Source organism: Campylobacter sp. IFREMER_LSEM_CL908 (assembly GCF_025771545.1).
Lineage (GTDB): Bacteria > Campylobacterota > Campylobacteria > Campylobacterales > Campylobacteraceae > Campylobacter_D > Campylobacter_D lari_D.
The window spans coordinates 1-15,387 of the sequence record NZ_JAKMQK010000007.1; the positions used below are offsets into that span (position 1 = coordinate 1).

The 15,387-nt window shown below is 30.2% G+C and carries 16 protein-coding genes and 1 pseudogene; 13 read left to right on the forward strand and 4 right to left on the reverse strand.

Annotated elements, in window-relative coordinates:
* Together L8U04_RS03715 and L8U04_RS03720 are read right to left on the reverse strand one after the other, a co-directional pair.
* The coding region (locus L8U04_RS03715; protein ID WP_263709475.1) for a S8 family serine peptidase at positions 1-2,095 on the reverse strand (2,095 nt) is incomplete at its 3' end.
* Positions 2,096-2,186: 91 nt separating this feature from the next.
* Positions 2,187-3,407 (reverse strand): metal-dependent hydrolase, encoded by a 1,221-nt coding sequence (locus tag L8U04_RS03720; protein WP_263709476.1) that lies wholly within the window; start codon positions 3,405-3,407, stop codon positions 2,187-2,189.
* 88 nt (positions 3,408-3,495) lie between these two features.
* On the opposite strand from L8U04_RS03720, the gene aroQ reads away from it, so the two are divergent.
* Genes aroQ through fliY form a run of 9 tightly spaced genes read left to right on the forward strand, consistent with a single transcriptional unit; the run spans position 3,496 to position 10,686 of the window.
* Positions 3,496-3,978, forward strand: coding sequence for a type II 3-dehydroquinate dehydratase (gene aroQ, locus L8U04_RS03725; RefSeq protein ID WP_133319632.1), 483 nt, complete (start codon positions 3,496-3,498; stop codon positions 3,976-3,978).
* Entirely contained in the window at positions 3,975-5,000 is a 1,026-nt protein-coding gene (locus tag L8U04_RS03730; protein ID WP_263660679.1) for a M24 family metallopeptidase, read from the forward strand. Before aroQ ends, L8U04_RS03730 begins: the two co-directional genes overlap by 4 nt.
* A gap of 1 nt (position 5,001) precedes the next feature.
* Positions 5,002-5,475: a 2-amino-4-hydroxy-6-hydroxymethyldihydropteridine diphosphokinase gene (gene folK, locus L8U04_RS03735; protein ID WP_220566782.1), complete on the forward strand. Its 474-nt coding sequence runs from the start codon at positions 5,002-5,004 to the stop codon at positions 5,473-5,475.
* 8 nt (positions 5,476-5,483) lie between these two features.
* Positions 5,484-6,866, forward strand: a complete 1,383-nt coding sequence (gene flhF / locus L8U04_RS03740) for a flagellar biosynthesis protein FlhF (protein WP_039667960.1) — start codon at positions 5,484-5,486, stop codon at positions 6,864-6,866.
* Entirely contained in the window at positions 6,859-7,722 is an 864-nt protein-coding gene (flhG, locus tag L8U04_RS03745) for a flagella biosynthesis ATPase FlhG (RefSeq protein ID WP_133319628.1), read from the forward strand. The genes flhF and flhG overlap by 8 nt, the downstream gene beginning before the upstream one ends.
* Positions 7,723-7,736: 14 nt before the next feature.
* On the forward strand, positions 7,737-8,093 hold the full coding sequence (locus tag L8U04_RS03750) for a hypothetical protein (RefSeq protein ID WP_133319627.1): 357 nt from the start codon (positions 7,737-7,739) through the stop codon (positions 8,091-8,093).
* Positions 8,080-8,766, forward strand: a complete 687-nt coding sequence (locus L8U04_RS03755; protein ID WP_133319626.1) for an RNA polymerase sigma factor FliA — start codon at positions 8,080-8,082, stop codon at positions 8,764-8,766. The genes L8U04_RS03750 and L8U04_RS03755 overlap by 14 nt, the downstream gene beginning before the upstream one ends.
* Positions 8,766-9,857: a flagellar motor switch protein FliM gene (gene fliM / locus L8U04_RS03760; RefSeq protein ID WP_263661152.1), complete on the forward strand. Its 1,092-nt coding sequence runs from the start codon at positions 8,766-8,768 to the stop codon at positions 9,855-9,857. Before L8U04_RS03755 ends, fliM begins: the two co-directional genes overlap by 1 nt.
* Positions 9,847-10,686, forward strand: a complete 840-nt coding sequence (gene fliY, locus L8U04_RS03765; RefSeq protein ID WP_133319624.1) for a flagellar motor switch protein FliY — start codon at positions 9,847-9,849, stop codon at positions 10,684-10,686. Before fliM ends, fliY begins: the two co-directional genes overlap by 11 nt.
* A 33-nt stretch (positions 10,687-10,719) precedes the next feature.
* Here the strand turns inward: fliY and L8U04_RS03770 are convergent, their stop codons facing one another.
* Positions 10,720-11,316: a C39 family peptidase gene (locus L8U04_RS03770; RefSeq protein WP_263709479.1), complete on the reverse strand. Its 597-nt coding sequence runs from the start codon at positions 11,314-11,316 to the stop codon at positions 10,720-10,722.
* A pseudogene (locus L8U04_RS03775) lies at positions 11,301-12,130 on the reverse strand (hypothetical protein). Before L8U04_RS03775 ends, L8U04_RS03770 begins: the two are co-directional and overlap by 16 nt.
* 151 nt (positions 12,131-12,281) lie before the next feature.
* Between L8U04_RS03775 and L8U04_RS03780 the strand changes: the two are divergent.
* From L8U04_RS03780 to mnmA, 4 genes are all read left to right on the forward strand, one after another.
* On the forward strand, positions 12,282-12,866 hold the full coding sequence (locus L8U04_RS03780; protein ID WP_263709480.1) for a hypothetical protein: 585 nt from the start codon (positions 12,282-12,284) through the stop codon (positions 12,864-12,866).
* A gap of 27 nt (positions 12,867-12,893) precedes the next feature.
* A complete protein-coding gene (locus L8U04_RS03785; RefSeq protein ID WP_263709481.1) occupies positions 12,894-13,526 on the forward strand; it encodes a hypothetical protein in 633 nt (210 codons plus the stop codon).
* 192 nt (positions 13,527-13,718) lie between these two features.
* Entirely contained in the window at positions 13,719-14,354 is a 636-nt protein-coding gene (locus L8U04_RS03790) for a TIGR00730 family Rossman fold protein (RefSeq protein WP_133319622.1), read from the forward strand.
* Entirely contained in the window at positions 14,317-15,333 is a 1,017-nt protein-coding gene (gene mnmA / locus L8U04_RS03795) for a tRNA 2-thiouridine(34) synthase MnmA (protein WP_133319621.1), read from the forward strand. Before L8U04_RS03790 ends, mnmA begins: the two co-directional genes overlap by 38 nt.
* Positions 15,334-15,387 lie beyond the last annotated feature (54 nt).

Genomic DNA, 15,387 nt, shown 5'->3' on the forward strand with positions numbered 1-15,387 from the left:
CAGGTTTTGGTTCAGGTTTTGGTTCAGGTTTTGGTTCAGGTTTTGGTTCAGGTTTTGGTTCAGGCGCGGGCTTATTAATACTAACTTTATCTTCATCTAATACAGCAACAAAATCAATACTATTGTTTCCTGATATTTCAACTTTTTCAAAGTCATTTATATTATTTTTTAATCCAGCTAAATTTATAGTAATTATATTGCCACTAGTGTAAAACATAGGTAATGGTATGTATTGTAATTTACCACCTTCTATTTGATAAGAATTTGCTATAAGTTTAGAATTACCATTATTTCCAAAATCAAGCTGCAAAATAGCATTGTTTTTTTGGTTATATAGACCTTCTACAATTAAATCGCTTAAGTCTTGATTTCCAGGTCTCACAATTCCTTGATTGTATAAATTATTTTTTATTAAACCATTTCCGCTAAATTTACCATTAGTTAAAACTTTAACCTCCCCACTTATAATTCCTTTATTATTTTGTGTTTTTATTAGGGAAAGCTCACCTTCTTTTACTATAGTTTTACCAAGATAAGTATTTTCTCCACTTAAAATTAACCTCCCTTGACCATCTTTGATAAATCCAATATTTAAATTTTGTATTTCATCTTTTGGAGAATTTAAAGCATCGAGTCTATGTAAACTATCATCCCATTTTTTTTGAGATATGTCATTGCTAAAAGTCGCGTTATATCCTTGAGTATTTATAGTATAGTAAGCTTCTTTTTCGCCATAAGTATCGGTAATATCTTGTGAATTTAATCTATTTGCATCTAAAATTCCTATACCATTTACGGCTTTTTCAATGTCTAGAATGCCTTGTCCTAAGATTTGTTCTTTTTTGAGAGTTTGTATTCCTTTGTAGTCTTCATTGGCATTTTGCATAAGTGGATATTTGTCGATTAGATTGTTTAATATCTTATCTGCTTCAAAACTCCAATATCCAGCATCTATCAAATCTTGTTTTATTTTATTTTTATCATCAGGGATAGGCGTATCTATATAAATAATAGTATAATAGGATTGTTTTCTTCCATTGGAAGTATTAAGAAGTTGAGTTTCTTTTACTGTTAGTTTTGGAGTTTTGTAATTTTTATTTGCTGTACTTAATAAAACATCAGCTATTTGTTTTCCATTTAAAAAAGGGAATTTTTCTGACACTAAAGCAGCAGCTCCACTTACCATAGGAGTTGCCATAGAAGTACCACTCATTTTAACATATAAATTTTTATCAGGTCTTCCAAAAATGGGTTGTATATTATAAGCAGCATTAACTGAATTAACAAAACTTCCAGGTGCTACTAATGAAAAATTTTCAACTCCTTTTAATCCATTGCTATACGATGCTATAGCTTTAGAGGATAATATAAGTTTTCCATTTTCATCTTTTGTAATTTTAGAAGAATCAATGGCTCCAATGCTAAGCCATGATCTTAAATTTTCATCATAATAAGGAAGAGTAGCATTAAATCCAGGTGATACTATACCCTCATTTCCAGCTGCAAATAGTATTAGAATGTTTTTTTCTTTTGCTAACTTTATAATCCCATCAAGCGGTTTATTGTTGTTTGCTAAATTTAAAAAATAATTAGAATTTTGCTTTTTAAGATCTGATACATACCACCCGAGCTGACTCATTCCTACTATTGGATATAATTGCGTATTCCAACTATTATTGATTATTTTTATTTCTTTATCTTTAAAATAATCATAAATATTATAAGGAATTATTTTTTGACTTCCATTGTTATAGCCAAAAATTTGAATTCCATACATTTTCGCATTGTAAGCAATCCCATATGGTTCTTTAATGTTTTTAAAATTACCAAGTATAATTCCTGCTACATGTGATCCGTGAGTGTCTACTGTTAGATCAGGAGTATAAGGTTTATTATTTACTGTTGAGTATTGTTGCTCTATGATTTGTCCTTGCAAACTAGGATGATTTGCATTAAAAGCAGAATCTATAATACCTACATTTATATTTTTTCCTGTGATATTAAGATCGTGTGCTTTATGAACATTAATAACTTCAAAATCATTTAAAGCTAAAATTTGAGTTATAAAAATAAATATTATTAAATATTTTTTCATATGACTTTCTTAAATTTTATTAAAGATTCTTATAATTTTTAAGTATAACAGAAATATTTTAATTTTGATTAGAAACTCTTGTTTAAGATATTTATATTATTTCTTTTCCTTCTATAAAAAGTTTTAACACTTCTTTGCTTTGTAAGATAAATTGCAAAGGAAGTTGTTTTAAATTTGCACTATTTGGTAAAGCAAAAAGACTAAAATCAGCTATTTTGCCTTTTTGAATTTGACCTAGGTTTAAATTTAAGGCTTTTGCGGCTTTATTTGTTGCCATTAAAAGTAACATTTTGGCAAAATTTTCTAACTCTAAATCATCATGTATAAGTAAATTTGCTCTCATTTCATCAAGCATGCTTAAAGAAGTATTTGAACTTAAGCCATCGGTTCCTAGATGGATATTAATACCATTTTTTAAAGCAGATTTTAATTTAAAAGTATTTTTACTCAAAAGCCTATTTGAAAAAGCACAATGCGTGATTGAGTGCAGATTTTTATCTAGCAAATTCCATTCTTTAAAATACACGCAATGTGTAAATAAAGTCCTTTGATCTTTAAAAAGTTCTAAAAAGCTTTGCGGAGTGTAAAGTGGCATAGGATTTTTGCTAAATTTAGCCAAGCTCTTTTTAAAACCACCTTTTTTAAACCTTAGCCAGTTGTTTTCATGATTGCTTTCAAGAAAATGTGTGCTTAGTAAATGATCGTTTTCTCTAGCAAGTTTTATAGCAAATTTAGCAAGCTCTGGGTGGGTTGAGTAGGGTGCATGCACTGAAATAGCAGGGATAAATTTAGAAGTTTTAAAACGCATGCTTTTTTCATAACGAGTTAAAAATTCCTCTTTTTTTGCTTGGATAAAATTTTCACTTGAACCTAAAATTTCATTGAAAAATATCACTCTAGCTTGTGAATTTACACAAGGGTTTAAATCGCCCCCAAAGCTTGAAATTTCTCCTATAGTAGCAGTGCCACTTTTTAGCATTTTATGAATATTTTGTGAGATTAATTTTTCTTTGGCTTTTTCGTTTAATTGCTCGCGGTTATTAAAAACGCTATCAAGCCATTTTAAAAAGTCTCCAAAGACTAAATTTCCATTATTTGCACTAAATTCTAAATGTGTGTGCGGGTTGATAAAGGCGGGTAAAAGTAAGGTATTTTTTGGAGTTGGTATAAGCTTGGCTTTTGGATAGGATTTTTGTAAATTTTCTAAGCTATCAATTTCTAAAATATTATCATCAAAAAGAATAGCTTTTTTTTCTAAAATACTAAATTTATCATCACAAGTTAGGATGATTTTGGGTGCTATTATAAACATTTTCCATCCTTTAAAAAGGTAAATTGTAGCTAAAATTTAGCTTTAAAGTGTTATAATATAGTAAATTTTACTAAATAAAGGTTAGATTATGAAAGTTATGGTGATACAAGGACCAAACATTAATATGCTTGGTGTAAGAGAAACTCACATTTATGGTAATATGAAAATGGAAGATATCCACGAGCAAATGAAACAAGCCGCAAAACAAGCTAATGTGGAGATTGAGTTTTTTCAAAGTAATTTTGAAGGTGAGTTAGTTGATAAAATTCAAGAATGCTTAGGCAGTGTAGATGGAGTGATTATTAATCCAGCTGCTTATGCACACACTTCTATAGCAATCCGCGATGCGATCGCAGCGATTAATATGCCTGTGATTGAAGTGCATATTAGCAATACTTACAGAAGAGAAGAATTCAGACAAAAAAGCATGATAGCACCAGTTTGTGCAGGTAGCGTGGTAGGTTTTGGTCCTTTTGGTTATCATATGGCTTTAATGGGACTTTTCCAAATTTTTGATCAAATCAATGCATATAAAGCAGCTCAAGCAAAAGCACAACAAGCAAATCAATGAATTTTATCTTAAAAAACGAAAATGCACTTTTTTATGAGTGTGGCTATTCTTGCGATAATGCTTTGTTTTTAAAACTTGAAGATAAAGCTTTTTTCATCACTGATGCAAGATATAGCTTTGAAGCTAGCGAAATGATAAAAAATGCTAAGGTGGTTTTAGCACAAGATCTTTTTGCTAGTGCTAGAGAGCTTTTAGAAAAAGCAGGAATTGATAGGGTGTGTTTTGACCCAAAAGACTTTAGTTATTTTGAATTTAAAGAACTTAGTAAAAGTGCAAATATCGTTTTTGAAGAAAAATTAGACTTAAGTAAAAACAAACGCATTATAAAAAATGCCAAGGAATTACAGCTTTTGCAAAAGGCTGTAAATTTTGGTAAAGAATGTTTTGAAGAATTTGCTAAATTTATCAGCCAAGAAGGCCATGGAAAAAGCGAAAAAGAATTACATTTTAAAGCATGTGAAATTTTTCAAAAAAAAGGTGCTTTAGAACTTTCTTTTTCACCTATTGTAGCTATTAATGAAAATGCGGCTAAAGCACATGCTTTACCTAGTGATAAATGTTTAGAATATGGAGATTTGTTATTAGTTGATGCGGGTGTGGTTTATCAAAGGTATTGTTCTGATCGCACAAGAACGGCTTGTTTTGATGAGAATGGTATAGTTTTTGATAAAAATAAGCCAAATTTTAAAGATAAAGAAATTATGCAAATTTATGAAGTGGTTAAGCAAGCTCAACTTCAAGCTATAGAAAAAGCACGCGTTGGTATGAGATCAAGTGAGCTTGATTTTATCGCAAGAGAAGTGATTAAAAACGCAGGTTTTGAAAAAGAATTTATTCATAGCTTAGGGCATGGAGTGGGGCTTGATATACATGAGTTGCCAAATATTAGTCCAAGAAGTGATTATGAGCTAAAAGAAGGTATGGTATTTACCATTGAACCTGGAATTTATATCAAAGATAAACTTGGCATTAGGATAGAAGATATGGTCTATCTTGATAAAGAAAAGGCAGTGGTGTTATAACTTGCTGATTAAAGGGGCTAGAAGGTTAGAAAAAATTCGTTTTTTTCCTTTTTATTCAAAGGCTGATAAAAAAGGAAAATACATAGCCATTATAGGACTTGGAAGCAATATAGAAGATGAAAAAAAACGCTTTCGGAGTTTATTTAGGCTTTTAATGCAAGATAAACGCTTGCAAGTATTGCAAACATCGCCATTTTTGATTAATAAAGCTTTTGGCTTTGAAGAGCAAAAAGACTTTACTAATGCAGTGATGGTTGTAAGCACAAGTTTGCATGCAAGAGCACTTTTAAAAGTTTTGTTTTTTTATGAGTTTAAATTCAAAAGAAAAAGAACTTTTAAAAATGCTCCTAGAACGCTTGATTTGGATTTGTTGTATTTTTCAAAAAAAGCGCGTAAAGATGAGTATTGCATAGTGCCTCATGCGGGGGTAAATGATAGAATTAGCGTAACTTTGCCTTTGGGCTTGTTAAGATAAGGAAAAATATGGGACAATTGATTCATACTTTTACGGTTGAAAGCACAGATGAGATTATACCTAAGGTCAAGCAAGATTATGGCGATAAGGCTTTGATAGTAACTAATAAGCAAATTCGCCCAAAAACTATCAATCAAAAGCCTTTGTATGAGGTTATAGTGGCGATTGAAGAAGCTGATTATGAAGAGCATTTAAAACAAAATAATTTGCCTATGCCACCAAAGAAAAAACCAAACACAGCAAGTTTTCCTGAGGCTAAAATTCAAGCTCCAAAACTTGAAGATGAAAAAAAAGAAGAAGATGTGGTGCTTGATTTTTCTTCAAAAGCTAAGCAAAAACCTATTAATCCTTATTTAAATACAAGCAAAAAAGATGATAATTTTTTAAATTTAAAAAACAAACTTTCTCAAGTTAGTTCAGAAATTAGTAAGGTTTCAAACTATCAAGATTTTTCTATGCCAAATCCAAATTATGATAAAAAAATAGAAGCTTTTGAAAAACAAATGAACAAGCTTAATGATAAAATGAATTTACTTGTGGATATGATGTGGGATGATAAGGCAGATTTACGCAAAGAATTAGCTATACCACCTGAGTTTGCAAGTATTTATAAGCAAGCTAAAGCAAGTGGTATGCAAGAAGCGCATTTAGAAGCGATTATGAAAGCAACTATTGAAAATATGCCAAGCACTATGAAAGCAAATCAAGAAGCAGTGCAAAGGTATTTTTACTCACTTTTGCGTAATATGCTTCCATGCCGTTTAGAAAGTGAAATTAAAAAGCAAAAAATCATGATGTTAGTAGGTCCAACAGGAGTAGGTAAAACTACAACTTTAGCAAAGCTTGCTTTTCGCTATGCTTATGGAGATAGACGCTATAAAACCGGTATTATAACTCTTGATACTTATAGAATAGGCGCAGTAGAACAACTTTTTCAATATGCTAAGATGATGAAACTTCCTATTATTGATAGTATAGAGCCAAATGACTTAGATGATGCGATTAGAAGTTTAAATACTTGTGAGGTTATTTTAGTAGATACAACCGGAAATTCACAGTATGATAAGGCAAAACTTGAAAAAACAAAAGAATTTTTATCGCATTCTAATGCGCAAATTGATGTGAATTTAGTGCTTTCAGCAAATACAAAATATGAAGATTTATTAGAAACTTATAATAATTTTTCATTTTTAAATATAGACACTTTAATCATTACAAAATTTGATGAAACAAAAGTATTTGGAAATGTGTTTTCTTTGCTTTATGAAACTAGCACTCCGATGAGCTTTTTTTCCATAGGTCAAGAAGTACCTGATGATATAGAAGTAGCAAATAGCGACTTTTTGGTGCGTTGTGTGTTAGAAGGTTTTAGAAGGGATGAAAATGAGTAATCAAGCAGAAAAATTAAAAGATCTAGTAAAAAATGAAAACTCAAATGTAAAACATACCCATTTTATCGCAGTTACTAGCGGTAAAGGTGGAGTTGGAAAAAGTACTTTTAGTGCAAATTTGGGCAACATCCTAGCTAAAAATGGATATAAAGTAGGGCTTTTTGATGCAGATATAGGGCTTGCAAATTTAGATGTGATTTTAAATGTGCGTGTAGAAAAAAACCTTTTACATGTTTTAAAAGGTGAATGCTCACTAGAAGATATTCTAATAGAAGTCAAGCCAAATTTATGGCTTATCCCAGGTGAGAGTGGCGATGAAATTTTAAAATACAATGATAAAAATATTTATGAGAGATTTTTAAATCAAACAAGTATTTTAGATGATTTAGACTTTTTAATCATTGATACAGGAGCAGGTATTGGTGGCAATATAGGGAATTTCTTAGAAATGTCTGATGAGGTTATTGTCATAACTGTACCTGATCCTGCCGCAATTACCGATGCTTATGCTACTATAAAAACTACTTCAAAGACTAAAGAGAATTTATTAATGGTATTTAATGTAGTTAGAAATGAAAATGAGGCTTTAAGAATTTTTGATAATATTAAAAAAGTAGCAGATATTAACATTAAGCATAATTTAAATTTAGAATTTTTAGGATTTTTAGGTCAAAGTAAAGATATTAGTTCTAGTATTAAAAAAAGAACTTTATTTAGCGATGATGATACTAATGCAAGTGATGAGCTAAAAGCCATAGCTTCTAAGCTTTTATATAGGTTGGAACAAAAAGTGCTTAATAATGTGGGAGATAAAAGCATTATGAGTTTTTTCAAAAAGCTTTTGGATCGTTTTTAGATTGAAGGAAAAAGATGAGACCAGAAAATTTTGTTGCTTTTTTTACTGTTTGTGGTTTTTTTATAGGATTAATGTTCACCATAGTTAATATAGAAGATGCAGTAGAGATAGTTGTGTATACTTGTTTGATTACTTTTGTATTTTATGTGTTAATCCATATAGTAATTATGATTTTTGTAGATGCAAATAAAATTAGTGGTAGAAGCTTTAATAAAGAAAAATATGAAAATGAAAATAATAGCTTTATAGCAGAATTAGCTGCAAGAGAAAAGAAAATGGATTACTTGCTTGAAAAACTTCAAGAAGAGCGTGAAGACCTTAAAAAACTTGATAGCTCTTCAAAAAGAAAAGTAAAACATGCAGCCGCATAATGCTTATGCTTCTACGCTAAAAAAAGAACAAGATGACTTAGTCATCTCTTATATGCCCGCATTAAGAGCTATGGCTTTTAGACTTAAAGAGCGTTTGCCTGCAAGTATTGATGTAAATGATTTAATTAGTATTGGCGTAGAAGAGATGATTAAACTCTCGCGTCGCTATGATAAAGAACAAAATGACAATTTTTGGGGTTTTGCAAGAAAAAGAGTAAATGGAGCTATGCTTGATTATCTAAGAAGCCTTGATGTAATGAGTAGAAGCAATAGAAAAATCATCAAAGATATTGACGCTATTATAGATGAGTTTTATCAAGAAAATGAAAAAGAACCTGATGATGAGTATTTAGCACAAAGATTAAATTTAGAAGTAGAAAAGGTAAAAGAAGCAAGAGCAGCTCATGCTATATCGCTTGTTATGCCTTTAGATGAACAGCTAAATTGTTTTAATGATAGTAATATCATAGAACAAATAGAAAAAGAAGAATTAATAGAAAAAATCAACGCGGTTTTGGAAGAATTTAAAGAAAGAGAAAGACTTGTAATACAGCTTTATTATTATGAAGAATTAAATTTAAAAGAAATTGCAGAGATTTTAGAGATTAGCGAGTCAAGAATTTCACAAATTCATAAGCGTTTGCTTAAGAAGATTAGAGAAAGGCTAGTTTAATGGCTGAAATACTTTCCCAAGAAGAAATTGATGCTCTTTTAGAAGTCGTTGATGATGATAGCGATGATAGTACTGCTTCTTCAAAATTAGAAGAAATAGAAGATAAAAGAGATATTGTAGTATATGATTTTAAGCGTCCAAATAGGGTTTCAAAAGAACAACTTCGTTCTATTAAAGGAATTCATGATAAATTAGCTAGAAATCTTGCTTCGCAAATTTCATCTATGATGAGAAGTATAGTTGAGATTAAACTGCACTCAGTTGATCAAATGACTTATGGTGAATTTTTGATGTCTTTACCTTCGCCGACAAGCTTTAATGTTTTTTCTATTAAACCTTTAGATGGAAATTGTGTTTTAGAGATTAATCCAAGTATTGCTTTCCCTATGATAGATAGGCTTTTGGGTGGTCAAGGTGAAAGTTTTGACACCTTAAGAGAGCTTACAGAAATAGAACTTAACTTGCTTGATTCTATTTTGCGTATTATTATGCAAAGACTTAAAGAAAGTTGGATGAATGTTACGGAAATTTATCCAAGTGTTGAAGCAAAAGAATCAAGTCCAAATGTTGTGCAAATTGTTTCTCAAAATGAGATTGTTATCATGGTGGTAATGGAGATTATCATAGGAAATTCAAGTGGTATGGTAAATATATGCTATCCAGTTGTGCATTTGGAAAGTATTTTGAGCCGTTTAGCAAATCGTGATATTATGATGGGTGAAACTTCGGCTAAAAAGTCAAGAAACAAAGAACTTAAAACTTTGATCGGTCGTGCTGAAGTGATTTATGAAGCTATGCTTGGTAAAACTTTTATCAATGTAAATGAATTTTTAGATTTAAAACAAGGAGATATTTTAAAACTTGATAGAAGTGCAGATGATAAAGCTATAGTAGCCATAGATAAAAAAGAAGTATTTTTAGCTCAAGTAGGACTTCATAGATTTAGAAAGTCGATTAAAATCTTAGAACTTATTAAAACTGATAAAGATGAGATTAAAGAAATGCTTGAAAAATATGAAGATGAAAGAAGAGCAAAGGCAAATTCTTATGATGAAAATGAAGAATTAGAAGAGGAAGAAGATGATCAATGATTTTTTAGGCATATTTGTCAACGAGTGCATAAGCACAATAGAAGGCTTAACAGGGAAAAGTGCTGAATTTAGCGAGTATTATGAGTATGATGTAAATTCTCAAGATTCTATGACTCCACCACTAGTTAGTGCTACTTTTAGTGTCAATAATGAGATGAAAATCAAAATCTTAGCAAGTGCGGTTTTAATGAGTGCAATTGGTGAGTGGATGATGGGAGAAGAAGAAATCTCTAAAAATAGTGAGCTAAATGAAGATGAAATGGACGCGGCCAAAGAAGCTATACAAAATATCATTTCAGCATTTTCTACAACCTTAGGTGCACAAAAAGAAATTCCAAAAATGGAATTTAGTTTAGAAAATTGTGAATTTGTTGCAGATAGTCTAGAACTTGGCGGCTTTCATAAAATATATTTATATAATGTAAAAATAGCTGATTTAGAAGAGAAAATTTCCTTAGTATTTGATGAGAAAATTTATAAAGTTTTAACTAAAACTGATTTAGAAGAAATTGTTACAACTCATGAAGAGCATACTCAAGACCATAAAACCTTAGCAAGCGTTGAAGAGTTAAGAAATATCGGCTTGATTATGGATGTGCGTTTGCCTATAAGAGTGCGTATTGGTAGTAAAAAAATGCTTTTAAAGGATGTTTTAACTATGGACATAGGTTCAGTTATCGAGCTTGATCAATTAGCTAATGATCCTTTAGAAATTTTAATAGGTGATAAAAAGATTGCCTATGGGGAAGTAGTTATCGTAGATGGAAATTTTGGAGTACAAATTACTGAGATTGGCTCTAAAAAAGAAAGATTAGAGCAATTAAGATGAAAAATTAGTTCTCTAATCAAAAAACAATAAAAATCAATATAAGCTAAAAGGCTTAAAATCAAAATGTAAAGATTTTGGAGTATTTAGCTTGAAAGGTTTTAGCTCTTTTTTAGGAGCAACAATTAAAGCATAGCCACCTTTATTATATCTATCCCAAATACTAAAAAATTGACTTTTAGAGCTTATGTATTCTCCATGGCTTGGATCAAGCACTTGTAAATAATTTCCTTTATGATTAATAATTACCACAAAATGTGGGAAGCGTGGGGCATCTTCAATTTTTACAAGCATTGGAATATTTACAAGCTTGTCTAAGCTATCCCTATTGATTTGATAGGAATTGCTTTCATAACCTAGCTTTTTAACTATATCGTTTAAATCTGCAAAGCTTACCATATCCGTATAAAGCTTTTGTCCGCTCATGGTTTGTAAAAGTTTAAGCTCATCAAACTTTTTATCATCAAGTATATTGATTAAAGTTGCTAAAGATGAAGCCCCGCAAGATTGCTCGTAAGTTTGTCTTATTACTCTTTTGTTTTTAATTTCTTGATAAGACTTGACTACCCATTCTGCTTTTGCATTCAAAGAAAGAATGGATAAAAATAATAAAATTTTTAAAATTTTCTCCATAAGCTTATCCCAAATATACTATCAGGCGAAGCAGAACTTCCCCCAAAACTAGCATTAACAGAAACTGCGGTATCTGAATTAATGCTATAAGTAGAACCTAAACTTAAAGTTGGAATAGAACGCACTTCAGAATTTTGATAACCATTGATTTTTTGCTCGGTTTGAAATCTTTGCTCTGCTCCTAAATCCAAAGTAATCTTAGGACTTAGTATGATAGATAAATCCCCACCCACATAAATACTATTTCCATACTCTATTTTAAGGGTTTTAAATTTTCTTGATTGATTATAACCAAAACCGGTATAAATGCTATATACAACAGGGTCGCTATATCCCCTTAAACTAGCTTGTAAGCTTTGTGATTTTAGATAAAAGTTTTTGGTTTGATTGATTGCTTTTTCTCTTTGAATGACTGCAGTTTGAAAGGTAATTTGTGGAATTAAATCTGCAATGCTATCTCCTGTATAAATAAAACCTAGCCATAAACATCAAAACATATTCTGTTTTTACTAGAATACTCATTTGTAAAAAAGTTTGTATATTCAGCTCTTGCATAACTTCCGCCCCCTGACACAAGTATATCGAACTTGGGTGTTAGGGTATAAATGAAAGTTTGAGTTAAAAACACTTGCTTTGTATCATTCCAAATTGTAGGATCTCCACCTACAATGATGTTGGGATAAAGTGCATAAGAATTTGCATTTCCTGTACTAAGCAAAGAAAAGCTTGTGATACTTCTTAAGCCTATTTGCTTTTTAAATAAACTGTCTATACTTAGTTCATCACTAGCAAAAATACAACTAAGTAAAACCATAAATGTTAAAAAATCTTTTTCATTATTATCTTTCTAAATATTTTTAGATTTTTTCCATTAAAACAATAAATGTTTCAAATAACAAATTGATTTTAATATGTAATTTGTGATATTCTTTAAAAAAGAGTAAAAATAGCTAAAAAAGGAAGTTATGTTAAAGAAGTTAGCAGGTTCTTTGATTTTAGGTTCTTTGTTAGTAAGTTCTGCTTTTGCTGGGGATTTTTTAGCTAAAGTTAGTAATGGTGCTTTAAGTGATAATTCTCAAGGCGTAAAAGTTCTAAATGTAGATGAAATGAAACAAGTTAAGGGTGGGTATTTAGTCGGTTTTAAATTTTTTAAAGATCGTCCAAATTTAATTTCAGAAGTTTATGCAATTGCAGATTTTTCAGAATACGAACTTAGCAATCTTAACAAGGGTCTATGTGGTGCAGGAGATGAAAAATACTCAAACCCTAGTAGAGATAGATTAATTTCTTGGTTGCAAGCGAGTGCTAATTCTCCTGCTGAATATCGTCCTGTATATAAGGTAAAAAGACAAATAAAATACTCAAATTTAGGACAGCCTTATGTTTTATTTACTTATGGAGTCGGTGTTTATAATGTAAAGAATGGACAAATATATCAATATAATTCTAGTCCTATGTTAAATAATAATACAATCATGAGAGAAATTGCTTATAAATATCAAAATTCTATACAAGATGCCATGGGTGGTTGGAATCCAAGATTATTTTAATAAAATATCATAAAAAAAGGGTTTTCTATGGTAAATTTTGATACTCAATATACAAATATTAATTATCTAAGCAATAACACGAACAATAAAAAATCTGTGCTTAAAAACGATGATAATTATTTTAATTCCGTGATAAAAAAATTTAATTTCTCTGAAAAAACCAAAAAAGAACAAGGGTATAATGGATCTCCTGATGTAAAAGAAGTAGAAAACTCTTTATATAAAAGATATATGGAAGATAAACTAAGCAAGGATGAAATAAAAATACTTAATAAATTTGGCACAGACTATCTTACAGAAGGCGTAGATTTGTCCGCACTTCATAAACGAAAAGTTGATCTTTTAAAAACTCTTACAAGTATGAATGAATTTGAGAAAATATGGGGTGCTGAAAGGGCACAAAGAGAAAAACAATTTTTTAATGAACTTGGTAAGTCACTTACTCAAGAAGATATAGATAGGTTCTTAGCTAATAAAAACAATCAAAAAGAAGATAAAGAAAAACCCTTTAAACCTATACAAGCAGAAAGTAAAAACAAAGAAACTTACAAAGATGATAGTACAAGAAACGAACTTGTAAAAAAACTATTAGAAGATAAATTTAGTACAAGCGATGAGTTGAAAATTCTTTTTGGTGTTAAAATAGATGTAAAGATTTAAATAATAACGAATTTACTAAAATCTTTTCATAATTAAGTGTGTATAATATATAAAAGTGTGAATTTGAAAGTTTAGAAATTTAAAAAAACCTAATTTAATGCAGTTTGCAAAAGAAAATTATTTAAAAATTACATAAAAGATTATTATAAAAATTTAGCTAGAATGGAATTTATTTTAACTAAAGGTTATAAAATGAATGAAAAAATAATCCAAGATTTAGAAAAATTTGCTAACATGCCAAACCTAAAAAATGCTATAACTTTTTTTGGTTCTGCAAGATTAAAAGAAGACAATGAGTATTGTATTTTGGCTTCAAAATTAGCTCAAAAGTTAGCTGATGAGGGTTATAGCATCATCAGTGGTGGTGGCGGTGGTATTATGCAAGCTGCTAATCATGGCGCTATGCAAAGTCAAACTTCCCACTTAAAATCTTTTGGATTTAATATACATTTACCATTTGAGCAAAAAGCAAATGACTTTTTAGAGTATAATATCACTTTTAAGAGCTTAGCCATTCGCAAAATGGCTCTTATCCAAAAGAGTCTAGCTTTTGTGATTTTCCCAGGCGGCTTTGGAACATTAGATGAATTTTTTGAAATTCTTACTCTTAAGCAACTTAGTTTTAAAAAAGATGTTCCTATTATTTTAGTTGGGCAAAAATTTTGGCAACCTCTTGATGAATTTATCAAAACTTCTTTACTAGAACTTGGAACTATATCTAAAAATGATGAGTTAAAGTATAGTATAAGTGATGATTTAGATGAAATTATAAGAATGATAAAGGAAAAAGATGAAAATTCTTGTTGCAATGAGTGGGGGTGTAGATAGCACTGTAACTGCTTATAAGTTAAAGCAAGCAGGACATGAGATTATAGGTTGTTATATGAAGCTTCATGGAAAAGCTAATTATCATGAAGAAAATATACAAAAAGTTGAAAAAGTTGCTAAATTTTTAGACATCAAATATCATATTTTAGATTTGCAAGAAGATTTTAAAAATCAAGTTTATATGCCTTTTGTTAATACCTACAAAGAAGGAAAGACACCAAATCCTTGTGCTTTGTGTAATCGCTTTATTAAGCTTGGCAAGCTTTTAGAATTTGCTAAGAGTTTGGGTTGTGAGAAATTAGCCACAGGTCATTATGCAAGGATAGAAAATGGTTTGATTAAAATTGCAGTTGATGAGAGTAAGGATCAAAGCTATTTTTTAGCAAATGCAGAGAAAGAGGCTTTGGAATATTTGATTTTCCCTCTTGGAGAGATGAGAAAAGAAGATGTGAAAAAATTTGCTTCTACAATTGATGTTTTAAAATCTTTTGCAACACAAAAGGAAAGTTCTGAAATTTGTTTTGTGGAAGATACTTATGTGCAAGTTTTAGATCAGTTTATGGATACTAAAATTCCAGGTATTGTAAGAGATAGTAGTGGTAAAGAAGTAGGAAAACACGAAGGTTATATGCACTATACCATAGGTAAAAGAAGAGGTTTTGAGGTACGCGGGGCTCATGAGCCACATTTTGTGTTAAAAATTGATCCTAAAAAAAATGAAATCATAGTAGGTAAAAAAGAAGAACTTAAGATAAGTGAATTTAATCTTGATAATATTAATTTATTTGTTGATGCTAAAGAGCTAGATTGTGAAGTAAAAATACGCTATAGATCAAGATCGACCCCATGTAAAGTTTTGATTAATGAAGATAAAAGTGCAAAAATCATCTTACAAGAGCCTGTTTATGGGCTTGCTAGCGGACAAATGGCGGTATTTTACGATAAAGATTTGGTTCTTGCAAGCGGATTTATTAAATAAAAAAGCTAAAGGGTTGCACCCCTTTGGCGTTGCACCCTTTATACTAACTTTTTT